Origin of the sequence: Flavobacterium sp. DG1-102-2, from assembly GCF_033042555.1 — a bacterium.
Classification (GTDB): Bacteria; Bacteroidota; Bacteroidia; order Flavobacteriales; family Flavobacteriaceae; genus Flavobacterium.
Window position 1 is genome coordinate 152,657 of record NZ_JAWLIK010000010.1, and the last position, 23,177, is coordinate 175,833.

The 23,177-nt window shown below is 41.2% G+C and carries 20 protein-coding genes; 3 read left to right on the forward strand and 17 right to left on the reverse strand.

From position 1 onward, the window contains the following. Window positions 1–12: 12 nt before the first annotated feature. Entirely contained in the window at window positions 13–696 is a 684-nt protein-coding gene (locus tag R1T16_RS14595) for a ComF family protein (RefSeq protein ID WP_317501859.1), read from the reverse strand. Between the two features lie 201 nt (window positions 697–897). On the opposite strand from R1T16_RS14595, the gene R1T16_RS14600 reads away from it, so the two are divergent. Both R1T16_RS14600 and R1T16_RS14605 read left to right on the forward strand, forming a co-directional pair. Beyond that, a complete protein-coding gene (locus tag R1T16_RS14600; RefSeq protein ID WP_317501860.1) occupies window positions 898–2,439 on the forward strand; it encodes a glycine--tRNA ligase in 1,542 nt (513 codons plus the stop codon). A 45-nt stretch (window positions 2,440–2,484) separates the two neighbouring features. Continuing rightward, entirely contained in the window at window positions 2,485–2,916 is a 432-nt protein-coding gene (locus R1T16_RS14605) for a hypothetical protein (protein WP_317501861.1), read from the forward strand. Between the two features lie 283 nt (window positions 2,917–3,199). Here the strand turns inward: R1T16_RS14605 and R1T16_RS14610 are convergent, their stop codons facing one another. The 7 genes from R1T16_RS14610 to lepA form a co-directional block, all read right to left on the reverse strand. After that, a complete protein-coding gene (locus tag R1T16_RS14610) occupies window positions 3,200–6,193 on the reverse strand; it encodes an AsmA-like C-terminal region-containing protein (protein WP_317501862.1) in 2,994 nt (997 codons plus the stop codon). Between the two features lie 248 nt (window positions 6,194–6,441). After that, the gene (thiL, locus tag R1T16_RS14615) at window positions 6,442–7,506 is read right to left on the reverse strand and encodes a thiamine-phosphate kinase (protein ID WP_317501863.1); all 1,065 of its coding nucleotides are present in this window, start codon (window positions 7,504–7,506) and stop codon (window positions 6,442–6,444) included. Between the two features lie 119 nt (window positions 7,507–7,625). Next, window positions 7,626–8,048, reverse strand: a complete 423-nt coding sequence (locus R1T16_RS14620) for a response regulator (protein ID WP_317501864.1) — start codon at window positions 8,046–8,048, stop codon at window positions 7,626–7,628. Window positions 8,049–8,178: 130 nt separating this feature from the next. Further along, entirely contained in the window at window positions 8,179–8,601 is a 423-nt protein-coding gene (locus R1T16_RS14625; protein WP_317501865.1) for a response regulator, read from the reverse strand. 121 nt (window positions 8,602–8,722) lie between these two features. Then, window positions 8,723–9,184, reverse strand: coding sequence for a hypothetical protein (locus tag R1T16_RS14630; RefSeq protein ID WP_317501866.1), 462 nt, complete (start codon window positions 9,182–9,184; stop codon window positions 8,723–8,725). A 2-nt stretch (window positions 9,185–9,186) separates the two neighbouring features. After that, entirely contained in the window at window positions 9,187–9,558 is a 372-nt protein-coding gene (locus tag R1T16_RS14635; protein ID WP_317501867.1) for a hypothetical protein, read from the reverse strand. Window positions 9,559–9,668: 110 nt separating this feature from the next. Continuing rightward, the gene (lepA, locus tag R1T16_RS14640; protein ID WP_317501868.1) at window positions 9,669–11,465 is read right to left on the reverse strand and encodes a translation elongation factor 4; all 1,797 of its coding nucleotides are present in this window, start codon (window positions 11,463–11,465) and stop codon (window positions 9,669–9,671) included. A gap of 1,164 nt (window positions 11,466–12,629) precedes the next feature. On the opposite strand from lepA, the gene dusB reads away from it, so the two are divergent. Beyond that, the gene (dusB, locus tag R1T16_RS14645; protein ID WP_317501884.1) at window positions 12,630–13,622 is read left to right on the forward strand and encodes a tRNA dihydrouridine synthase DusB; all 993 of its coding nucleotides are present in this window, start codon (window positions 12,630–12,632) and stop codon (window positions 13,620–13,622) included. Window positions 13,623–13,739: 117 nt separating this feature from the next. On the opposite strand, the gene R1T16_RS14650 is transcribed toward dusB, so the two are convergent. From R1T16_RS14650 to R1T16_RS14690, 9 genes are all read right to left on the reverse strand, one after another. Then, window positions 13,740–14,354 carry a hypothetical protein gene (locus R1T16_RS14650; protein ID WP_317501869.1) on the reverse strand — a complete coding sequence of 205 codons (615 nt, stop codon included), beginning with the start codon at window positions 14,352–14,354 and terminating at the stop codon, window positions 13,740–13,742. After that, window positions 14,344–14,775, reverse strand: coding sequence for an RNA polymerase sigma factor (locus tag R1T16_RS14655; RefSeq protein ID WP_411162035.1), 432 nt, complete (start codon window positions 14,773–14,775; stop codon window positions 14,344–14,346). Before R1T16_RS14655 ends, R1T16_RS14650 begins: the two co-directional genes overlap by 11 nt. 104 nt (window positions 14,776–14,879) lie before the next feature. Beyond that, on the reverse strand, window positions 14,880–15,737 hold the full coding sequence (locus R1T16_RS14660; protein ID WP_317501871.1) for a TraB/GumN family protein: 858 nt from the start codon (window positions 15,735–15,737) through the stop codon (window positions 14,880–14,882). A 179-nt stretch (window positions 15,738–15,916) separates the two neighbouring features. Beyond that, window positions 15,917–17,341, reverse strand: a complete 1,425-nt coding sequence (locus R1T16_RS14665) for an MATE family efflux transporter (protein ID WP_317501872.1) — start codon at window positions 17,339–17,341, stop codon at window positions 15,917–15,919. A gap of 44 nt (window positions 17,342–17,385) precedes the next feature. Then, complete coding sequence (locus R1T16_RS14670) at window positions 17,386–18,195, reverse strand: hypothetical protein (RefSeq protein ID WP_317501873.1); 810 nt, start codon at window positions 18,193–18,195, stop codon at window positions 17,386–17,388. A gap of 112 nt (window positions 18,196–18,307) precedes the next feature. Further along, window positions 18,308–19,510 (reverse strand): ABC transporter permease, encoded by a 1,203-nt coding sequence (locus R1T16_RS14675; protein WP_317501874.1) that lies wholly within the window; start codon window positions 19,508–19,510, stop codon window positions 18,308–18,310. Between the two features lie 19 nt (window positions 19,511–19,529). Beyond that, the gene (rbfA, locus tag R1T16_RS14680; RefSeq protein WP_317501875.1) at window positions 19,530–19,922 is read right to left on the reverse strand and encodes a 30S ribosome-binding factor RbfA; all 393 of its coding nucleotides are present in this window, start codon (window positions 19,920–19,922) and stop codon (window positions 19,530–19,532) included. 196 nt (window positions 19,923–20,118) lie between these two features. Beyond that, on the reverse strand, window positions 20,119–20,523 hold the full coding sequence (mce, locus tag R1T16_RS14685) for a methylmalonyl-CoA epimerase (protein WP_317501876.1): 405 nt from the start codon (window positions 20,521–20,523) through the stop codon (window positions 20,119–20,121). Between the two features lie 34 nt (window positions 20,524–20,557). Then, on the reverse strand, window positions 20,558–23,008 hold the full coding sequence (locus R1T16_RS14690) for a TonB-dependent receptor domain-containing protein (RefSeq protein ID WP_317501877.1): 2,451 nt from the start codon (window positions 23,006–23,008) through the stop codon (window positions 20,558–20,560). Between the last annotated feature and the right edge of the window lie 169 nt (window positions 23,009–23,177).

Sequence of the window (23,177 nt, forward strand, 5' to 3'; positions counted from 1 at the left end):
GCCAATTTAATTCTAGGTATGAGCATAGGCAATCGTGATAACGCTCACTTTTGCTCCCGGAATCTTTAATAGCGCTTTCCCGCAGGCTTCCAGTGTTGCACCTGTCGTAATCACGTCATCAACCAGCAGGAAATGCTTTTCGGTACCGGCATCGGTTGACGCAACATCAAAAGCTTCGCTGATTATCTCTGCCCTTGCGGCAAGGTTTTTCTTTGTCTGCGTTTTACTGTACTGCGTGCGTACCAAAACATCATCGCTGTATTTTTTGCCAAGTCCGTTTGCCAGTGCTTTGCCAAAACCTTCTACCTGGTTGTAACCGCGTTCGCGGAGTTTTTTGGTGTGCAGGGGTACAGGCACCACATCGGTCACTGTTTTAAGGGTTTCAATGTTTTTAAGGTCGTGTACATACCATTGGCCCATAAGCGAACCTATCTCTTCTTTTCCGCGGTATTTAAGATTATGAATGAGTTCCTGGACAATACCCTCCTTATGAAAATATACTATAGAAGATGCATGCTCAACAGGCAGGCGGCCTTTAAATTTTTTAAGGGTTTCGTTATTGTCATCAAGATGGTGCTGGGTAAAGGGCATATCGTGCCTGCAATAGGTACAGACGAGATGCTCGCTCTCCAGCAGGTTGTTCCTGCATCCCGAACACGTCTTGGGGAATACAAGGTTAAGTAAAGCTTTAAGCATAGGGTGTGGTTATTTTTGGGTAAGCTAATATACTAAAAAATGTAGTTATTTTCTTGTTATGCAGCATTATGCTGAAATTAGTTTTATAATTGTGTTAATTGGCGGTGTATTTATTATGATTTTGATAAATATGATCTACAGATCATTTTCTAATTGCATTGCAGTAGTATATACAACTGCTTTTTATATTTTTGCATCACTATGGCAAAACAAGAAGATTTATTTAAGAATGTGATTTCGCATGCAAAAGAGTACGGATTTATTTTTCCGTCGAGCGAAATTTATGATGGACTAAGCGCTGTGTATGACTATGCTCAAAACGGTGCAGAGCTGAAAAAGAATATCAGGGAATACTGGTGGAAATCTATGGTGCAGATGCATGAAAATATTGTGGGTATAGATGCCGCAATATTTATGCACCCTACTACATGGAAAGCATCGGGGCACGTGGATGCCTTTAACGACCCTTTGATAGACAACAAAGATTCTAAAAAAAGATACAGGGCAGATGTACTTATCGAGGATTATGCCGAGAAGATAAACCAGAAAGCCCAAAAAGAAATAGAAAAAGCAAGAGTACGCTTTGGCGACGCTTTTAACGAAGAAGAATTCATCACGACCAACGGGCGTGTGGTAGAATACCTTGCTAAAAAGAAACAAATACTTGAGCGTATGGCACGTTCGCTGGAAACAGAGAACCTTGCCGACGTAAAAGCACTTATTGAAGAGCTTGAGATTGCCGACCCTGAAACCGGTTCTAAAAACTGGACAGAGGTACGTCAGTTTAACCTTATGTTTGGTACTAAACTTGGTGCCGAAGCGGCTACCGCAATGGATTTATACCTTCGTCCTGAAACGGCACAGGGTATATTTGTTAACTTCCTGAACGTACAGAAAACCGGCCGTATGAAGATACCTTTTGGTATTGCACAAACGGGTAAGGCTTTCCGTAACGAGATTGTTGCAAGGCAGTTTATTTTCCGTATGCGTGAGTTTGAACAAATGGAGATGCAATTCTTCGTTCGTCCGGGCGAGGAAATGAAATACTATGAGTACTGGAAAGAAACAAGGTTAAAATGGCACCTGTCGTTAGGCCTGGGTAAAGAAAATTACCGTTTTCATGACCATGAAAAGCTGGCGCATTATGCTAATGCCGCTGCCGATATTGAGTTTAACTTCCCATTCGGCTTTAAAGAGCTTGAGGGAATCCACTCAAGAACTGATTTTGACCTTAAGGCACACGAGCAGTTCTCAGGTAAAAAGCTGCAATATTTTGATACCGAAGAAAACAGGAACTACACGCCATACGTAGTAGAAACTTCTGTAGGCCTTGACAGGATGTTCCTTGCGGTGTTCTCTAATTCATTAAAAGAAGAATCCCTTGAAGACGGTTCTACACGTACTGTGCTTGCACTTCCGGCTGTATTGGCACCTACTAAGGCTGCTGTACTGCCACTGGTTAAGAAGGACGGACTTCCAGATGTGGCAAGGCAAATCATTGAAGACCTTAAGTGGGACTTCAATGTGGCGTATGACGAGAAAGATGCTGTAGGCCGCCGTTACAGAAGACAGGATGCCCTGGGTACGCCTTTCTGTATAACGGTAGACCACCAGACACTGGAAGACCAGACGGTAACCATCCGCCACCGCGACAGCATGGAGCAGGACAGGGTTAAGATATCTGAACTGAGAAATATAATCAACGAAGCAGTTTCAGTAAGAAACTGGCTGATGAAAATGTAATAAAAATTAAAGCTGTCTGAAAGGGCAGCTTTTTTAATTATAAATATGGGAATATTTAGCGAAGAAATATCCATTCAAAGTGCCAATACAAAAGAAACAGTAATTTCATTACTTCAAAAGAATATAGAACCTTTTCATAAAGATAATTCAAAGCTGATTTTTGAAGGAAAAATTGCTACAGACGGTATATTCAATATAAAACTTAGTGAAATTAGAAATGGTGGCTGGACGCGCTTTCCTATTCTCAATATTAATGGTTTAGTAGAGGAAGCTGATGAGCAGACTTATATTGTTATTATGATTTCGATTGACCGTTTTTTTAAAAATTTTATTTTGTTTATGGGAATTGTAATGATTTCCTTGTCTATTGTTTTGCTTTTAAAAGATTTAGACTTTAATGGGTTTCAGTGGTTTTCACCACTACTATTTTATATTTTTTACTCTAATTATCGCGTTTTTTACAATACAGTCCGATAAAAGAAAAATCGTGATGACTTTACGTGATATTTTGCATTAAAATAGTCTATGAGTATTGATTAACAAATCATTAATCCCTTTTTATTAGATATAAATACTTTTAAATTAAATTTAAAAAGATGAATCCTAAAAAGATGAGCGTAAATCTGCTTAATCTGTGTTATCGTCGTTGCAATTTTTCACAATGATTGCCGCGCTCCATTGCATTTTGTTTGCGATAGAAGTTGATAAAATCTGCGTAAATCCGTTCAATCCGTGTTATCCGCGTTTCAATTATATCACTCTACTTCAAATCCAGCTTGGCTAAAATATCCTTCTTCTTATTGATTATGGATTCGTCTGCTTTTTCTTTCAGGCGTTCCTTATCGGTAAAGTAGTATTTATACTTGGCCTTAGAAAGCTTAATTTTGTAGTCGTCCATATTACCTTTAATATCTACCCCGGTCTTAAACGGGATAGGTGATTTTAGTACCGACACGTGGTAATCATACGTCATGTCAAGGTTTTGAATACCGCCCACGGCAAGCTGGTAACGGTCTATCTCTACAAGTGCAGGGAGAATTTCCATGTGGCTTTTTTCCACGATCATCTCCATGTTCAGGGTTTGTATAGTGTTGTTCTTGTCTTTGTCTTTAAACATCAGGGTTTTTGCCATTTCCTTAAAGGTTTCACTGTCCAATACCATAATATTACTGGCTTCCAAAGCGGCAATACTCTGTACAGACGACACGATAACATCCATTTTCCTGTTCAGGCTGGCGCTGCCCTGCATCCTTAAATTTGCCCTGCCGGTAAACGACTTTGTCATTGGGAAAAGGCTGTCCATGGCAGGCATAACCTTAGCGATATTTGCCATTTCAATATCCTTAAGGCTGATGTCAAAATCTACTTTTGCCCTCCTTCCGCTTGCAGATGTTGAGTAGTTGAGGTTGGTGCTCAGCTTCGCTGCCAGCGTCGTAAGTTCAAAATGATTCAGCTTAAGGTGGCCGTCCTCTATTTTAAGCAAGCCTTTTATGTCCTGCATGTCAAGAGCTCCATAGTGCAGTTTTTTAATATCGCTGTTAAAGGTAAAATTGATATTCTCCGGAATTTTAAACACCGTTTTGCTGTCGCTTACTTTCTTAGGCTGATGAGCCTTGTTTTCGGCTACCTGCTTAAAGTCGGGCTGTTTTTCCTTTGCGGCCTCTGCATCCATGATCTTCATGATCTCATTGGCATCAATAAAGTTAGATGTAAGCGTAAGCGTAGCTGTGACCTGCTTATCGGGTGTTTTTTTAGCCAGCAGGTTGTTTATCTGGCCTGTAAGCGTAACGTCAGAATTCCCGAAGAAGATATGGGCATTGCGCAGTGTTATTGCCCTGTTGTTTATGGAGATCTTAGAATGTTCCATACGCAGCGGCATGGCAAATTCAGGCGTGTAAGCATAAAGGTTATTGAACTCTACATAGCCACGCGGCATCCATTTGCCGTCCCTGTTCTTTTTGACCATGAATTTATAGTTGCCGTTCTTAATGCCTACAAATTTCTTGTCCTGCCAAACCCCGGCACTGTCCACGTTAAAGGTGGTATTAATCATCGGGTCTGCCTTAGTGCTTTTAGGATTGAGCTCTGCAGTAGCGTTGGCTCTGCGTATTACAGCCCTTAACTTATCGGCTCCAGAGTATTTAAGGTTCGATAATTTTATATCGGCGCTCATGGCCGCAACCGAATCTTTTAGTTTTTTAGCTCTCAGCTTTACATCAAGCCCTGCAATGGTAATATTATGCTGGTTTTTGTAATTCAGCTTTAGGTCGGTTACATTTATTTTTCCGAAAGCCCTACGCGAATCCGTTTCAGCTTTTCGCCCAAATACAAGTTCAGTCTTTTGAGTTTCAATGTGGATAGTGTCTTTTGGGTCGTGAATAAGCAAATTGGTAAATACCGAATTGCCCTTTACCTTCATGTTGTTGAAGTTATTTTCCATAATATCATTCGCCTTAAAATCGGCATTAATGTCAATATGGGCCTGGCCTTTAGCGATAATGCCTTCGGCAATGGGAAATTTCTTTTTTAAGGTGGTAAGGTCAAGGTCGCCTTTTATGTTTGAGGTAATATGCGGATCCTTAAGCAGGCTTTCCACAACGGCATCACCTTTAAGGTCCACGCCGGTGCCTTCAAGATACAGCTTTTTTATAACAAGGTTAGACCTCGCCGGATTGTCATAATCCACAATGGCATGCAGGTCAGACTCCAGGTGGCGAATCTCTCCCGGGAATTTTTTATATTTTAGGATGCCGTTGTCTATTTTGAATAATACATCAAAAACCGGAAGCCTCTTTTTACTATACACCCCTTTTGCGGTAGCCTTTAGCATTACATTGCCCTGCACATCTATGTCTGCTTTCTCCACAATGTGTTCCGGTACGGCAGCCCAAAGTGTTTTTAGCGATGGCACCTTCATTTCCATGGCAACATCTGTCTGAATGTCATTAGTCACCGTATCCCTTTTAAAATGGCCATCAGCAATAAAATCGATATCATTAAGGGTAAGTCCGCTTTTAGAAAAGTCCACTCTATGGTTCGTTTTATCATAGTGGATATCCGTTTTAAAATTGGCCTTCAGCTTTCTCATAAAGCGGTAACCGTCCATAGAAAAACTAATATTCTTTCCGGATGCTTCGGTTGCAAGTACCAGCTTGTCATCGGTATTGGCAGCCTTTAGCAAAATGTTCAGGCTGTCTATACGGGCACGCGTTTTTTTGGCAAAGTCGCGGTATGTGATTTTGGCATTTTCAATGCTCAGTTTTTTGATAAGTATGTTGTTGATCTCAAACGAAGTGCTGTCTTTTGCGGTAGTAGTGTCAACCGCTGCCGGTTTTACGATATTCCAGTTGGCTTTTCCGCTTTCGTTTATTATGGCCCTTATTTTGGGTTCGATAAGAGTAACGTTGTTAATGATAAGGTCGTGCTTGCGCCACAGTCTTTCGGCATTAAAAGAAGCTTTGCAAAGGGCAAACTGCGCCAGGGTGTCATTCTTTTTGCCAGTAGCAGGTATGCTTACCACACTGCCGTTCTTAAGCTTTACCCCAAAACGGGGAAAGGTAGAAAAGAAGGTAAGCTCAATGCTTTCGCAGCTTACTTTTGCATCAACATTCTCGTTGATCATTTTTAGCGCCTGCGGGGTTATCCTGTCGGGTGTAAAAATAAAATTCAGTGCAACAGCAACGGTAGTGCTAAAGAGAACAATTAGTACGGCAATAAATATGGCGGTTCTTTTGAGGATTTTTTTAACTGTCATGAACGTGGTACTATAGGAATTTTAGACGAACGTCTAAAGTACAAAAACCAAGCCGAAAGGCCTGCCTTTTTTATACCAACCCCGGTATTCTTTATACTAAACGATGGGGATTAACCAAAAAAAGAACGCAATTTGCGTCCTTTTTTTGGTCCATTTGAATATATCTTTTTATTATAACACACCCCTAACCCCTCTTGAGAGGGGTTAGGGGTGTGTTATCCTGATTTTTAATCTGAATGTTGATCTCCCTACTCCTGTATGTCTTCGTCGGTAGAAAGGGCATTCCATCCTCTTGCTTTTAGCGGAATCTTAGTGTTAGCACGTGTAATAAGGTGGATGCCTTCGCTTTCCTGTGTCATGTGCCCTACAACCGTAAAGTTAGGATTGCCTTTTATCTTGTCGTAATCGTCCTGTTTGATGGTGAACAATAATTCATAATCTTCGCCGCCGTTAAGCGCAACAGTAGTTATGTCTATGTTGAATTCTTCGCATACATTGATAAGCTGCGGATCAACAGGGATCTTGTCTTCATAAAGATTACACCCAATACCCGAATTCTTGCACAGGTGGATGATCTCAGACGATAATCCGTCGGAGATGTCTATCATTGCCGTAGGCAGAATTTCAAGGGCTTTTAAGAGCTCTTTTACATCGCGGCGTGCTTCCGGTTTCAATTGGCGTTCTATAAGATAGCTGTAAGCATCTAAGTCGGGTTGGTTGTTTGGGTTAACCTGGAATACCTGTTTTTCGCGTTCCAATACCTGGAGACCCATATAGGCAGCACCTACGTCTCCTGTAACCACAAGCAGATCGGTATTGCCGGCGCCATTGCGGTAGGTAATCTCTTCAGCATTCGCTTCGCCAATGGCGGTAATGCTCAGTATCATCCCTTTTTGCGATGAGGTGGTGTCACCACCTATAATGTCTACGCCATACACTTTGGCAGCGTGTTTCATACCGTCATACAACTCATCCAGCGCCTCAACCGGAAACCGGTTAGACACAGCAATAGATATCGTAATCTGGGTAGGGGTGGCATTCATAGCACAGATGTCACTTACGTTTACCACGACAGCTTTGTAGCCAAGGTGTTTTAGCGGCATGTATGCCAGGTCAAAGTGTACGCCTTCTACTAACAGGTCGGTAGAGACAACCACCTTTTTATCCTTAAAATCGAGTACAGCGCCGTCGTCGCCAATTCCCCTAAGGGTTGAAGGCTGGCTGGTTTCTATACCCTGTGTAAGGTGTCCTATCAATCCGAATTCACCCAGTGCCGAGAGGCTGGTGCGCTGTTGGTTTTTATCTTCTATCATTATTCTTTGAGGTTCTGAGAGACTTAGTCCCTGAGTTGCTAAGTTACAAAGCTGCAAAGGTACGATTTAGAAGTCAGAAAATAATAAGGTCAAAAAGCTTAAAGTAATCAAGATTGCGCTTATTCAATTTCAGGTACTATGGCATCGCGCCAGTAGTCGGCAATCTCTTTAAGCGTTTCCTTGAGCTGATGCATATCGCTTGTTTTATGAAAGTAGCCCTGTATGGAACGTTTAAAAGCTTCTTCTACGGTATAGCCATTGCCTACAGTAGTGAAAAAGATAAATGGAACAGTTTTTTCGGTAAGGTGCGGGTCTTTGAGTATCTCATCTCGCATCTCAAAGCCATTCATTCGTGGCATGTTAATGTCAGATATTACCATAAAAGGCTTAACATGATCCTGCTTAAGGTATTCCAATGCCTCTGTACTGTCACTTAATAGTACAATTTCATTAGGCAGGTTAAGTTCTTTCAGCATTTCGTCAAATATCAGCCTGTCGTCTTCGTCATCATCAATAATTATAATGGGTCCATCTTTTTTCATGGTAGGGTATTTTGAGGCGCAAAGTTACCGCCTGCCGTTTACGGATGCACGAATATTAGCCTTTCCCTAACAAACATTAGCCTTTATTAACAAAAAATCCCTTGCAGGGAGGGATTTTAGTTTTGTTGATCTAATTTGAGTCAGGCACTTTTGCTGCCTTCCAGTATTCTATGATCTTTTTAATAACGCTTTTGTATTCTTCATAATCAGTGATTTTCGTAAAAAATCCCTGCGCTGCTTTCTGATACGCAATTTTAATCGTCTCAGGGTCGCTCGAAGTACTGAAAAAGATGTACGGAACGGTCTTGTCATGTAAATTTGGGTCGGCAAGCACTAAGTCACGAAGTTCATAACCGGTCATTTTCGGCATATTGATATCAGAAAAAATAAGGAATGGGGCAATCTCTGCTTTTTTCAGATATTCCATTACCAATGTGCTGTCGGGCAGGATTATAACTTCATTGTCGTATCCCAATTCGTCAATTACTTCTTTCAGGATCTCACCATCATCTTTGTCATCTTCAATAATAATAATCTGGCCGTCTTTCTTCATATGTATACTGGTTTATAGCTGTAAAGATACGGATTAAACTATTAAGAAAAAGTTAATAAGCACACCTCAGGCTTCAAAACGCTTGTTTTTTGTAGGGTAGAGGGATAAGTTATGATTTGAATTACATGAATTCGTTGAGATCAAATTTTTCGAATGTTTCCGGAATCTCGGTGTATGTAATTTGAAAGTCGTTATACATTTGATACTTTTCCTTTAATATACTTAATCCGGGGTTTTTCTTTGGCTTGGCTACTAAGTGGAACGTAGTATCATTAAAATTCCCTAAGTTGGATTTATCATACGTGTAAAGACCTTTTTTAGCCATATCTATAAAACTCTCTAGGTAATTTTCAAGTCCGGTTTTATCAAGATTTAATATTTCAGATAGATTTGGATTAATTTCAATTTCAAATTCTGGATTGAATTTTGAAATTAATTCTAATACATCTTCATTATAAATATCTGTACTGATCAGGTTGTTTGGCAATGTACCACCGCCTGAGGCCAGATGGATTAATTTTCTATTATCTGAAAAGAAAATGTCTAAATCAAGACTGGATAGTTCAATTTCTGAGTAAGCCATATTTAGTTAAATGTTATTTGACAATTTTTACAACGAGGTATCTTCTGCATCGTTATTGGTCTCAAAGCATTTGAAAAGTCTACCTGATTTGGATTAAGATCTCTCCTTTTTAAAAGAATCAAGTTAGCCGCACTTACTTCAGCACAACATCCAACAAAGTTTCCATTTTGTTTTGGGTATAGTTCTCCAATAGATGACAACTTATTTTTAAGTTTAACAGCTATATCATGAGGAGAAATAGGTCCTGAGCGGGAAACATATTTGTAGTATGATTTACCAGCTCCTATTATTGCTGCGGGATATTTGCCGCGTTTTTGTAATCTTACAGCAAAACTATATGCTCTTTTTTCTAAAACCTCATTTTTATTATTCATACTAAATGCTTTGTAGTAAAAATACTAAATTATAATAAACAAAAAAACCCGGCACTTAAGCACCGGGTCTATATTAAGTCCTCAACTCCCCCTTTGGGGGTTGGGGGGCTTTAGTCGTTCAGTTTAAGTACTGCCATAAAAGCTTCCTGCGGAATCTCTACGTTACCTACCTGGCGCATACGTTTTTTACCTTTCTTCTGTTTTTCAAGAAGTTTACGTTTACGGGAGATATCCCCGCCGTAACATTTTGCGGTAACGTCTTTACGTAGTGCCTTAACGGTTTCACGCGAAATAACCTTAACCCCAATAGCCGCCTGGATAGGAATATCAAACTGCTGGCGTGGTATAAGCTCTTTTAGTTTTTCGCACATTTTTTTACCAATGTTGTAGGCATTATCTTCGTGGATAAGTGCCGACAGCGCATCTACCGGCTGTGCGTTAAGCAGTACGTCAAGACGTACAAGCTTAGAGGTACGCATCCCGATAGGTGAGTAGTCAAACGAAGCGTACCCTTTAGATACCGTTTTAAGCCTGTCATAGAAATCGAATACGATCTCCGCCAGCGGCATGTCAAAGTTAAGCTCAACACGTTCTGTAGTCAGGTACGTCTGGTTTGTTATCAGTCCGCGTTTTTCAATACAAAGGCTCATTACGTTACCTACGAAGTCGGCTTTTGTAATAATCGTTGCTTTGATATACGGCTCCTCTACATGGCTCAGTTTAGATGGCTCAGGCAGGTCGCTCGGGTTGTTTACGATAAGTGGTTTTTCCGGTTCTTTTTTAGTGTACGCAAGGTAAGACACGTTAGGAACCGTAGTGATTACCGTCATGTCAAACTCACGCTCTAAACGCTCCTGGATAATTTCCATGTGCAGCATTCCTAAGAATCCGCATCGGAAACCAAAACCAAGCGCAGCAGAACTCTCAGCAGCAAATACCAATGAGGCATCATTCAGCTGCAATTTCTCCATCGAGTTGCGCAGCTCTTCATAATCTTCGGTGTCTACCGGATAGATACCGGCAAATACCATTGGTTTTACGTCTTCAAAGCCGCTAACCATGTTTTGGGTAGGCGTTTTGGCATCGGTAAGCGTATCGCCTACTTTTACCTCTTTTGCCTCTTTGATGCCTGATATAAGATAACCAACATCGCCCGCGCTAACGGTCTGTTTCGGGACCTGGTTCAGTTTTAGCGTGCCTATCTCATCGGCAAAATATTCGTTGCCTGTAGCCATAAATTTAATCTTCTGGCCTTTGTTGATAGATCCGTTAATAACCCTGAATATAACTTCAATACCACGGAAAGGGTTGTACACCGAGTCAAATATAAGTGCCTGAAGCGGCTCGTTCGGGTCACCCTTAGGTGCCGGGATACGCTCAATAATGGCAGCTAGTATTTCTTCTACCCCAAGCCCGGTCTTACCAGATGCCGGGATAATATCTTCCAGCTTGCAGCCTAAAAGGTCTACGATATCATCGCTTACCTCTTCAGGGTTTGCACTCGGAAGGTCAATTTTATTAAGTACCGGAATAATTTCCAGGTCATTTTCTAAGGCAAGGTAAAGGTTGCTTATGGTTTGCGCCTGTATGCTTTGGGCAGCATCTACAATAAGCAGTGCGCCTTCGCAGGCAGCGATAGAGCGCGATACCTCATACGAGAAATCCACGTGTCCGGGAGTGTCAATAAGGTTCAGGATATAGTCCTCTCCCTTATAGGTGTACTCCATTTGTATGGCATGGCTCTTAATGGTAATGCCTCTTTCACGCTCCAGGTCCATGTTATCAAGCAGCTGTGCCTGAGATTCACGTTTTGTTACCGTTTGAGTGGCATCAAGCAGGCGGTCTGCCAGGGTACTTTTACCGTGGTCAATGTGGGCAATAATGCAAAAATTCCTAATATGCTTCATCTTCGTCTGTTATCATGTTTTTGTGGGCGTGCCCCCTTGGGTCAGGCTGTCAGCTATATCCCTCAGTCCGCCGCGGCGAAATCTTCTGGGATGCCGCTTCTATCCTTCACGCGCGTACTACACGTAAAGGTAGCAAATAATCGGCAAATATAGTTTAAACTTAGCGAGTTGCAAACGGCTGGGGCTAAATAAAAAAACAGCGCTTGTTTGGGGGCAACAAGCGCTGTTTAAATGTTTTAAAAATAGCATTACTTTAGGGGTTATATCTGTTTAAAAAAACATGTTACTGTGTGGGGGAACTTCGTAACCGTCTTGTTAAATATTCCTTAAAATTGCAGTGCAAAGAAAGAGCAAAAAACCATTCAAAAATGTATTTCACGCTAAATTTTTTTAAGAAAAATGAAAATCATCAACTACAACGTTGTAGTATTGTGTTTTTTTGCTGTAAAAAATTGATTCCCTGCCTGTTGAAGATCGTTTTGGCGCGTTTTTGAATAGGAAAAATTCTACATAGGTATCCGATGAACGGCAAGTTTATGCGGATGAACGGTAAGGTGAATTGTTGATTTAGAATTATGAATTAAGAGTAAAACAATTACACACCATTGTGCATTTTGATATTTCAAACCGCTATCGCCTTACGCCTGTAATGTCTTGTTTAAAGATTGAATTGGTACTAAAAAAGAAATGTGCATGGAGAACTTCTCCATGCACAATTCATAACCAATCAACCAATCTAAAATTATTATCGTTTTATGTATTTCTTCCCGTAGGGAGGCCATAAAATCTTTTATTATGTTTTACTTATACGAATGTACGTCAGCATATATGAGTTTATTGAATGTACAATTCTTGTTTTCTATGCCTGCATATAAAAATTCTATAATAGCAGTATCCTGAAAATTTAAAAAAAGGCGCATGCAGCAAACATGCGCCACCAAAGCAGTAAGACGTGATTTAATACCGTTATAGCTGCCGGTTGGGGACTCGCTCCGGCAATTGTTTGCATTTGTTCAGCGGTTTTAAGAATGTACTGCTCAATCTCTCCTCTTCATTATGTTTTTGCTAAATAGCTTATTCTTAAAGTTATATGTACGTAAGAAGTGTTTGTATGGTTTTACCACATATCATTTAAATATTGTAATTTTGCACAAAATGAAGAAGATGGTAAAGATTGGCAATATAGAACTGCCTGAATTCCCGCTATTGCTGGCCCCAATGGAAGATGTGAGCGACCCTCCTTTCCGCAGACTTTGCAAAACCCATGGCGCCGACCTTATGTTTAGTGAGTTTATTTCCTCAGAAGGATTAATTCGCGATGCTATGAAAAGCCGCATGAAGCTGGATATATTCGATTATGAACGCCCTGTGGGCATACAGATATTTGGTGGCGATGAAGAGGCAATGGCGCTCTCGGCTAAAATTGTAGAAACCGTACACCCGGATATTGTAGATATTAACTTTGGCTGCCCGGTAAAAAAGGTAGTATGCAAAGGTGCAGGTGCAGGGGTGCTTAAAGATATCGACCTTATGGTGCGCCTTACAAAAGCCGTTGTAGACAGTACAAGCCTGCCTGTAACGGTAAAAACCCGCTTAGGCTGGGATGATGATTCCATAAACATAGATGAGGTTGCCGAAAGGCTTCAGGATGTAGGCATAAAAGCGCTTACCATCCACGGGCGTACCCGCGCTCAGATGTATAAAGGCCAGGCTGACTGGTCTCACATTGCCCGCGTTAAGAACAATCCGCGCATCAACATCCCTATCTTTGGCAATGGCGATATAGACAGCCCTGAAAAGGCCCTGAAATATAAAAACGAATACGGCATAGACGGTATTATGATAGGCCGTGCGGCTATTGGTTACCCGTGGCTGTTCAACGAGATAAAGCATTTCTTCGCTACAGGCGAGCACTTACCTGCTCCTACGCTGGAAGACCGTGTGGAAGCTGCCCGCAACCACTTAACCTGGGCCATAGAATGGAAAGGCGAAAGGGTAGGAGTCTTTGAAACCCGCCGCCACTACACCAACTATTTTAAAGGTATTCCTAACTTTAAAGAATACAGGCAGCGATTAGTAACCCACGACTACGCTGCAGATGTCTACGCAGTACTCGATGAGGTGCTTGAAAAATTTGCCGATTACCGACCGGTATAAAAATAGGATCCCACATGAATAATGCGGGATTTTTTATGTTCGTTTTTCTGGGAACAAGCTGCCAATTAGCTGTATTTGGCTGCCGACAACCGACAACCGTCAACTGATAACCAATTTTCACTCCTCGTCCAGTTGGTCTAATACTGCTTTTACCTGGTTAAGGTGTTTGCCATAATACCATCTCGGTATAAATTCTGCCATAAAGAAACAGAAAAGTATCAGTATAGCAATCAGCCCGATGGCAATGCCAAGACCTGATTCGTTCTTGTTCAAAAAGTTAGTCAGTGCATTGCCGTCTTTATCTACAGTTCCCTTCAGCACGCCAAAAGAAAACCCTAAAAAGAACATGATGTAGGTAAGGGCTTTGTACAATTCTATATTAAGCTTAAGTTCATAGAAAAACCAAAGCAGGTTTTTTCGGCTGTCAAAAGTCATGTCATACGACTTTTTATAGAACACATAAAATTTATAAAAATAGTAGATCATAAAGCCTGCAGCCACGCCATAAAAAGGTATAAAGACAGCGGTAACCTTATCTGAAAAGTCAAACACCACTGGGGCAAAAGCAATCGCTACAAGCAGGAAGGCCTGCATAAAAAAGTCCTTCTTCATTTTTTTGCGCACTATGTCTATTGGGGTCTGCGCTTGTCGTAATGTGTCTATATTTTCGGGAATGCGAATCTTGTCTGTAGGTTCATTATTCCATTGTTGTTGTAATTCATTAAAATTCATAACCCTGTTTTTTGATGATTTCCTGTAATTTGTCTTTGGTACGGTTTAGTTTTACGCGGGCGTTTACTTCGGTAATACCCAGGTTGCTGCCTATCTCTTTGTGCGACTGCCCTTCAAGAAAAAGGAATATCAAAGCCTTTTCTACCTGGTTGAGCTGCTGTACGGCCTTATAAAAATAATCCAGCTGCGTTTCTTTGTGCGATGTGTCAGTGTCATCCTTAATATCCATTTCGGGATGCATCCTTGCGTTATCGGGTTTTTTCTTTTCTTTCTTGAAAAAGGTTAGTGCAGTATTTACAGCTACCCTGTACATCCACGTAGACACCTGGCTGTCGCCTCTAAAGGTTCCGTACGATTTCCAGAGCTGCAATACGATTTCCTGGAACAGGTCTTCCCTGTCTTCAGGCTCGTCCATATACATCCTGGAAACCTTATGAAGCAATCCTTTATGCTTTTCAATAATCGATAGAAACTCCTGTTCGGTGGTTTTCAAATCTGTTGCGGTTTAGGTTGGTATCGGGCTTGTTATTTTACAGGAGTAAGTTTATATCCCTGCTGCTTAAGTAGTTCAATTACGCCGGTATTTCCGTAAAGATGGCCTGCACCTACTGCAAAGAAAGTACTTTTGTCTTTTATTATAGCAGGTATTTTTGCCGCCCAGGCTTTATTTCTCTGTGTAAGTACCAGGTTTTCTGTCCTTTCATCCATAAAACGCCTGTCTCGTACAGCATTATACAATCCGCTTAGGTTCTCCTCTTTATGGTATTTTGTCATATCGGCAAATACCGTTGCATACTCCTTTTTAAGCTGTATCTGCTTTAAAACTTCCGAAAGGCTGTACGACTCATTCATGGCTTTCATCTGGCTCTCAAGAGTTTCAAGTCCCTCTACAGATTTTTTTTGCGCCTTTGCTTTGGCTAAAAATTCAAATTCATAAAATTTCAGCTCTGTAGGCTTGCACGGAATAACAGCCGCCATTGAAGTGCTCAGTAAACCAATTGGAGAAACATGGTCTACCTGCTCTAATGTTAATCCTAATTGAGAGGTAAGTATGCTGTTAGCTTCTATTCTTTCCTTTTCGGTCATTTGGCTGGAAAGCGTGGTTTCGCCCTGCATCATTTTTTGCATTGCATTTATCTCATTAGGGTCGGCCATGTTTATTTCCATTACTAGGTTAGATGTACTGTTAAAAGCATTGCTTACTTTTTCCTTTATCTGGAAATCGTCAGCACACATATAATGTATCGTTCCAAACAGGTAAGAGGGTTGCGTAAGGCCGTTGCCTTCAATTTTCCAAAGCATTGAGTTGTTCTCTGCCGGTTGCTGTGCTGTGCTAAATAATGCTGTTAAAAGTGTTGCGATTAAAAAGGTTGCTTTTTTCATGTTGTTACGTTTTTTGATTGTGATTATAAACAGTATGTAAAGCAATGTTTGATTCGTTACAAAAAAAAGATGAAAAATATTTCATGCAACTAAAAAGAGCCTGTAAACACAGGCTCTTTGAGAGTATAATTTTTATTCTACATAGGTCTGACAACCGGCAACCGAAAACTATCAGCCAACTAAACCTGTATCTTTTTCCATTGTCCTCTTTTAAAGAGTATAATAGTTGCTACTGTCATACAGGCCTCTGCAATAGGAATAGCCCAAAAAACGCCCGTAGGCCCCCAGCTGAAATATTTTGCCAGCAAATAGGCCATTGGTATCTGGAAAAGCCAAAATCCAAAAAAGTTGACCCATATAGGCGTCTTCGTATCGCCTGCACCGTTAAAGGCGTTGAGCAGTACCATGCCGATTCCGTAAAAGATATAACCTGCGCTGAGTATGCGTATTGCCTTTACGGCAATATCATGTACATCGGCATTATTGGTAAAAAACCACATCATCGGGTCGGCTGCTAAAAGGCATATCACCATGATGATGGCCATGTAGCCAACATTAAATTTTGCCGTAACAAAAACCGATCGTTCGGCGCGGTCGGTAAGCTTCGCTCCTAGATTCTGACCCACAAGCGTTGCAGCTGCACCGCTAAGTCCCCATGCAGGCAGCATAAAGAACATCATGATGCGCAGGGCGCTCTGATATCCGGCAGAACCTTCATCGCCGCCGGTGGTTGCTACCAGCTCTGCTAAAAATATCCAGCTGCACGAAGCAATAACAAATTGCAATATGCCGGGAGCGGCAACTTTAATAAGCGCCTTTATCTGTTCCATATCCGGAATGAAATATGACAGCGCTATCTTAAGCATGCCCTTGCCGTTAAATAGATTGTAAAGCTGGTAGAGTACGCCCATGCTTCGGCCTATAGTTGTAGCTACTGCTGCACCGGTAAGCCCAAGTGCGGGAAATGGCCCCCAGCCTGTAACGAGAACGGCGCATAATACAATATTGAACAGGTTGGCTATCCAGAGGCTTCGCATGGCAATGGCGGCGTTGCCCGCACCACGAAAGATACCGTTGAAAAGGAAAAGCATCATGATGATAAAGCTGCTCGCCATGCTTATCTGCATAAACGTAGTGCCAAATTTTGCCGACTGGCGGGATGAGCCTAATGCAACTAATATATCTGTAGCATAAATAATGCTTATTGCTGCGATTGGCAGCGTGATAACAAGTGCAATTATCAGCGCCTGCATTCCGGCTTTTGAGGCTGCTTCAGGGTCTTTTTCGCCTACGCGGCGAGCTACAACGGCTGTGGCCGCCATGCTCATTCCGATGGCGATTGAATATAATATGGAAAGCACCGATTCTGTAAGGCCTACCGTCTGCACTGCAAAACTGCTGTTTTCAAGATGACCCACAAAATAAAGGTCTACCAATGCAAAAACCGATTCCATTGCCATTTCAAGCATCATGGGTATTGCCAGCAGCAAAACGGCACGGCGGATGCTGCCCTGTGTAAAGTCGAGGTTTTCTCCTTTAAGTGATTGTTTGAGCAGCATGAAAAAGCGCGATGCTGCTCCGGGAGACTTAACGTCCTGTGTCATTTGTCGATTGATTTGATTGATGTATAAAACTGTAATGGAGTAGCTTAGAAAACAAGAAGGTCCTTCACTTCTTCAGGAATCATGTCTTTGTGTTCTATTTTATCATAGATCTTTTTTGCCTTAATTTTCATTCTGGCATCATTGTTATACTCAGCTACCTTTAGAAGGCATAAAGAGTAATGTGCATTAAAGCTGTCGTCTTTTTTGAAATCAGAATAGCTTTTCTCAAAGAAGATCAATCCTTCGCCGTATAATTTATTAAGTGTCAAAAGGATGCCTTTTATGAAATATATGTCATTTTTTATCTTAACGCCATCATCAGTATATTTTTTAATGGCAATTTCTATGTTTTCCAGCCCCTTATCGGTATCGCCAAAATTAGGCGATGTAATGGCAAAACCATAATACCCTTCCGGGCTATCCGGGAAATATTCTATTATTTCATTGTACTTTTTACGTGCTATTTTTAATGACTGCTCATTTCCTACGCGTAGTGCTTCGGCAGCAAGGTTAGTCTTGAATTCTATAGACCTGTTACCTGCAAGGCTGTCTGCTACGTAATAGCACACCAATGCATATTTATCATTGTACAACCGTCTCGTATAGCCTGCAAAAAACATAGCGTCACAAAAAGTGGTATCTGCCTGAAATGCTTTCATAAAAACATCTGAGGTCATTTTAAGGTATTTAGGGTCTAACGAAGAATTAAGGTAAAGCGTCTCAATGCCCGTTTTAAACAGTTTTGCAGCTTCCGGATTTGATGATTCGCAATATAGATTCTTTCCCTTAAAATAGTCCTGCGAAAAAATGAGATTAATGCTTAAAACTAATACAATTACGAGTGCTTTTTTCATATAAATGATATGCTTGCAAATTAATTTAATGAGCATTGCTATTGCAAATTAGTCAAAAAAAATCAGAATGGAGTGTTTAAAGCGAGGTTGATTTTGTTGAAAAATCAAATAATTATGTGCTTTTAAGCAGTTTTTTACCTACCGTTCCAGCTGCTATGCGCGATGCCAGTATGCCCAGTGTAAAGATGGTTACCAGTACGATAACAATGTTCATGGCGTTAAAGTTAACCGGGTAGGCCATGGTGTTTGTAATCATTACCAGCGAATATTTTTGTTGTATAAATACTATCGCGATGCCCAGCGCTACTCCAAAAGTTGCACCTAATGCGGTAATAAATATACCCTGGTAAAAGAATATGCTGCGAAGCGACTTTATTTCGGCACCTAAACCGTAAAGCGTTTTTATATTCTCCTTTTTATCCAGAATAAGCATAATCAACGCCCCTGCAAGACAAAACAAGGTAAGCACCACCACAAGGGAACAGAAGAGGTAAGTTACAAGATTCTCCGCATTAAGCATCTTATACAAAGAGTCGTTAAGCTGTTCCCTGTTTTTTACTACAACCTTATCGCCAAATATGGTCTCCAGTTTCTGTCGAACATCATTTTCGTCAGCACCTGCCGCAAGCTTAAATTCCAGCGAAGTAAGCTGGTTAGGTTTAAACTCAAGCAGTTCCTGTGCAAGGCCAAGGTCGGTATATACGTATTTGGTGTCTAAATCGTCGTTAATGTTGTAGATGCCTACAGGTGCAAGTACGGTTTTATTAAAGGCATCATCGGGGTTTTGTATGGCTCCTTTTCCGGCCTTAGGTACAAATACCTCCATTGGATGCGTAAAATCAGACAGTCCCATGGAAAGCTTGTTCGTAATGCCTCTTCCCGGCACAACCTGTATGCTGTTAGGCATAAGCCATTGGCCAAAAACACTTTTTTGAATTGGGTTTACCCTTGTAAAAAGACTGTCTACGCCTTTCATTGTGGCTACCTGCTCTTTTTCGTCAAAGTAAAAAAGTACACGTTCTTCAACAACTTTACTGTATACCGCGATGCCCTTAACCTGTTTTATTTCCTGTTCCTGTTTAGACGACATCATGAACGACTTGCCCTTTAGGGTAGAAAGCTTAAGGTCAGGATCTGTGGTATTGCTAAATGAGAGACTGTAATCTTTGAGCCCGCTAAATACCGATAGTATTACAAACAGAGCAGCCGTACTTACTATAATACCCGTAGCAGCAATGCCCGTAATAATATTAATGGCAGTGCTTTTGCTGCGGCTTATAGTATACCGCCGGGCTATGTATAAGGCGAAGCTCAAAGTAATAGGGGAATGGTTTTTAAGATTTTTTACGCCTTTCCAGCAGTTCAGGGTTTGTAATAGGATTGTTTTCTCCTTTTAGTTCCTTGTCTAATTTCTCTATCTGATCAAGAGAATCGTCTATGTAAAATACCAGATTTGGTACTTTGCGAAGCTGCAAACGAACCCTTTGCGAAAGGTCGTGTTTGATAAGCGGCGCGTTAGAACGCACTGCTGCGAGTATTTCGCCTCCTTTTTCAGAAGGGAATACACTAAGGTATACTTTAGCTATAGATAAGTCTGAAGTAACATTAACTTTAGAGATAGATATGATAAGGTTAGAAATTCCGTTTTTCCTTATCTCACCTTGTAAAATATCTACAAGATCATTCTGTAGGAGGGCGCCTATTTTTTTTTGCCTGTTTGTTTCCATAGTGCAAAAGTACTTATTTTATGGTTTCAAGTTTAAGGTTTAAGGTTTAAAGTTTTTGCAACAGTTGCTAAGCTGCAAAGTTTTGCTGTTGCTGCATGACAGATTGCTGTATGTAGATGTTTAATTTAAGCTTTATCAACAGCATTTTTTAGCAGGCTCACCTTTAAAACATAACCCGAAACGCGTAACCCGAAAACTATGCAGGAATCTCCTGGCAAAGCTCTATGAGAACCCCATTAGTGCCTTTAGGATGCAAAAAGGCCACAAGCTTATTGTCTGCGCCCCGTTTTGGTGTTTCATTAAGTACGGTAAAACCTTCGTTCTTAAGTCGCTCAATTTCGGCAGCGATATCATCCACATCAAAGGCAATGTGATGAATACCTTCTCCTTTTTTTTCTAAAAATTTTGCGATCGGGCTATCTGGGGTAGTCGCTTCTAAAAGCTCTATCTTGTTTGGGCCGTTCATGAAAAATGAGGTTTTGACTCCTTCACTTGCTACTTCTTCCATTTTGTAAGCGGGAGCGCCAAACAGTTTTTCAAACAAAAGGTTAGATGTTTCAAGGTCTTTTACGGCAATGCCAATGTGTTCAATCTTTCTCATGGTAGTTTGCAGGTTTGTAGCGTAAAAATAAAAATTAAAACGTAAACTGAAGCGTGGTATAATATGACCTTGGTGCCGACGGTATTATACCCGGCCCCGGATACCCCGTAGCACGTCTTGTAAAATAGGCGTTGTCGGTGAAATTAGTAATACCCGCCTCTATTTTAAGAAGCTTTAAGAATTTATACGATAGCGATAAGTCGGCGATGTAATAGGATGGTATCTGCCCTTCAATGCCGCGCAGGTTTTCATTGGGGTCTTCCTTTGCGTTACTGGCATCCGTATACTGATCAGAGATATACGTCAGCTGAACGCCAGCCATAAAATTTTTGTAGCCAAAAGACATTCCTGTCTTAAGGTTTACCATTGGTACAAATTCTACTTCGTTGCCTTTTACTCCCGGTGTCTGAGATCGTGTGTATTCCGATTTGGTAAGTGCCAAGTTTACAAAGGTATTCCACTGAAAGTTTTCGTTAGCGGCATTAAAAAATGTTTTTTGCAGGTTGAGGTCGCCAAATATTTCCAGCCCGTAAATAAAAGCATTGCCCACATTGGTCCTGTACCGGATGATCCTGAAGTCTGGTGTTACCGTATTCACGACACCCAGCCTTTTATTATAGGCGAGCCCAAACGCACTAACGTCATAATTAAATTTATCGTTTATTTTTCCTCTCACGCCTATATCAAAAGTATAGCCCTTCTCATCCTTAAGGTTTGGATCTATAAGGTAAGACGGTTCGGCAATACGCATATCGTTAAAGGTAACCGATCTGTAGTTTTGCGAAAAATTAGTGTAAAGTTCGGCGCTTGTAAAAGGCTTGTAGCTTATGCCAATGCCTAAAAGTGCAAATGATCGGCTCAGTTCTGTATCTTCGGCTACGGTTTCGTCAAATATCACGTTGCCTGCATTATCCAGGTTTATGTTGCGGTAGCTTCCGTTAGCCTGCGTTTTGATATGTTCAAACCGAACGCCCGGCGTTACAGACAGTTCGTTAGTGAGCCTAAAGATATTCTCCCCAAAAATGGCGAGGTTGCGGTTAGGGTATTCGTAATCGGATTGTGTTTTGTAATACGGAAATTCGCCTGTTGCAAAATGAAAATCGGCGCCACTGCCGGAACTTCCCGGCCCCTGCTGCGCGGTATTGTTTGCATGATAATATTTTATGCCTGCAACAAATGCATTTTCCCTCCCAAAGAAAGTATAGCGGTGCAGCAACCGTGCCTCTGCACCCCAATTGAAGAAAGTCCCTTTAATAAGGTCGCGCTCACCGCCCTCTTCATCAATTTGTGATACACGGTTGGCGCGAAAACCTACAGTTTGCCTTTCGGCATAAAGGCTAAAAAGATTAATGCTGAAATCGGTAGATGAACTTATGCTGTGCTTAAATTTTAATGCAAATAAATTCCAGTCTACATCAAACCAGTTCCTGCTGCGGTTGCTTTGGTACGGGTCTTCGTAAAACATTTTATCGGTTAACCCACCGGGCTGTTTTGCGAGGTAGTTAAAATGCGTATAGTCTAACCCCAGGCTTGTGCCCTCATTAAACCGGTAATTAAAATTGCCAAAGTAATTATAGGCTTTAAACTGCGAGTTATCCTGAAAACCATCGCCCTGTTTGTAGTTAAAATACGTGTAGTAGCTAAACTTGCCCACAGTACCGCTAAGGCTGGAAAAAGAGGTGAATAGTCCATAAGAGCCTAATGTCTGACGCTGCACTACCTCCATTTTTTTGTTTCTTATGGGCGATTTCATCTTGAAATTTATGAGCCCGCCAAACTGGGTGCCATATTGCAGCGAAGCCGCTCCGCGCACAACCTGAATGCTCTCCAAACCTTCAACCGGTGGTGTGTAATAACTTTCAGGATACCCAAGAATGTCGGCACTTATATCATAATCATTTTGACGAATGTTAAAATGCCCCGAGCGGTTAGGGTCTAAACCGCGTCCGCCTATATTAAGCTGAAGCCCACCATCGTTACTTTCGTAAATATTTAGTCCAACCACCTGAGAAAATACCTGCCTTGGCGTGTTTGCTGCCATGTTTCCAAGCTGTTTCCCAATGATGACCACCTCGGTCTTCTTGCCGGCATATATTGCCGTGCCTTCAATATCGTTTAGCCTTCCCATCCCAAAAGCCTGCTGGCGCCTGTTTTCGATCACCACTTCTGAGAGTTCATAATCGAGCGGCTCAAGCTGAATGTTTACTGTGATGTTACTGTCGGTAATTTCAACTTCTTTTTCGGAAGCCTTATGGCTGTCTGAAAGGAATACAAGTTTATACCTGCCCGGCTTTACCAAAAAAAAGCTGAATCGTCCGTCTATATTTGCCTTTACAAGCGTGTTCAGGGTTATATTGTATACTTCTGTAAATGGAACAGGGGAGTTGTTTGAGTCGGTTATCTTTCCCGTAATGCTATATTGCGCAAAACAAAAAGTGCCAGATAACAGCACGAGTAGGGTTAGGGTAAAATTCCTGATATTCATTAGTGTAGGTTGGATATTGGCATTTCTGGGTGCAAATATAACAGGCTTTATTCTATAATGTAAATTTATCTGTAACAAATCTAAATAGTAGATTGTAGAGCAAATTAATTAGGGTTGTTGGATTTTTAATGCCGGAACGATAGAAAATATATTTCAGTTGTATTCAAAG

Excerpts from the sequence above, each read along its gene's own strand:
- R1T16_RS14690 (WP_317501877.1), bottom strand. The coding sequence starts at position 23,008 with ATGAATATCAGGAATTTTACCCTAACCCTACTCGTGCTGTTATCTGGC.
- R1T16_RS14605 (WP_317501861.1), top strand. The coding sequence starts at position 2,485 with ATGGGAATATTTAGCGAAGAAATATCCATTCAAAGTGCCAATACAAAA.
- R1T16_RS14655 (WP_411162035.1), bottom strand. The coding sequence starts at position 14,775 with ATGTATATGGACGAGCCTGAAGACAGGGAAGACCTGTTCCAGGAAATC.
- R1T16_RS14635 (WP_317501867.1), bottom strand. The coding sequence starts at position 9,558 with ATGAATAATAAAAATGAGGTTTTAGAAAAAAGAGCATATAGTTTTGCT.
- R1T16_RS14595 (WP_317501859.1), bottom strand. The coding sequence starts at position 696 with ATGCTTAAAGCTTTACTTAACCTTGTATTCCCCAAGACGTGTTCGGGA.
- R1T16_RS14630 (WP_317501866.1), bottom strand. The coding sequence starts at position 9,184 with ATGGCTTACTCAGAAATTGAACTATCCAGTCTTGATTTAGACATTTTC.
- R1T16_RS14665 (WP_317501872.1), bottom strand. The coding sequence starts at position 17,341 with ATGACACAGGACGTTAAGTCTCCCGGAGCAGCATCGCGCTTTTTCATG.
- R1T16_RS14660 (WP_317501871.1), bottom strand. The coding sequence starts at position 15,737 with ATGAAAAAAGCAACCTTTTTAATCGCAACACTTTTAACAGCATTATTT.
- dusB (WP_317501884.1), top strand. The coding sequence starts at position 12,630 with ATGGTAAAGATTGGCAATATAGAACTGCCTGAATTCCCGCTATTGCTG.
- rbfA (WP_317501875.1), bottom strand. The coding sequence starts at position 19,922 with ATGGAAACAAACAGGCAAAAAAAAATAGGCGCCCTCCTACAGAATGAT.
- thiL (WP_317501863.1), bottom strand. The coding sequence starts at position 7,506 with ATGATAGAAGATAAAAACCAACAGCGCACCAGCCTCTCGGCACTGGGT.
- R1T16_RS14600 (WP_317501860.1), top strand. The coding sequence starts at position 898 with ATGGCAAAACAAGAAGATTTATTTAAGAATGTGATTTCGCATGCAAAA.
- mce (WP_317501876.1), bottom strand. The coding sequence starts at position 20,523 with ATGAGAAAGATTGAACACATTGGCATTGCCGTAAAAGACCTTGAAACA.
- R1T16_RS14610 (WP_317501862.1), bottom strand. The coding sequence starts at position 6,193 with ATGACAGTTAAAAAAATCCTCAAAAGAACCGCCATATTTATTGCCGTA.
- R1T16_RS14620 (WP_317501864.1), bottom strand. The coding sequence starts at position 8,048 with ATGAAAAAAGATGGACCCATTATAATTATTGATGATGACGAAGACGAC.
- R1T16_RS14670 (WP_317501873.1), bottom strand. The coding sequence starts at position 18,195 with ATGAAAAAAGCACTCGTAATTGTATTAGTTTTAAGCATTAATCTCATT.
- R1T16_RS14625 (WP_317501865.1), bottom strand. The coding sequence starts at position 8,601 with ATGAAGAAAGACGGCCAGATTATTATTATTGAAGATGACAAAGATGAT.
- R1T16_RS14650 (WP_317501869.1), bottom strand. The coding sequence starts at position 14,354 with ATGAATTTTAATGAATTACAACAACAATGGAATAATGAACCTACAGAC.
- lepA (WP_317501868.1), bottom strand. The coding sequence starts at position 11,465 with ATGAAGCATATTAGGAATTTTTGCATTATTGCCCACATTGACCACGGT.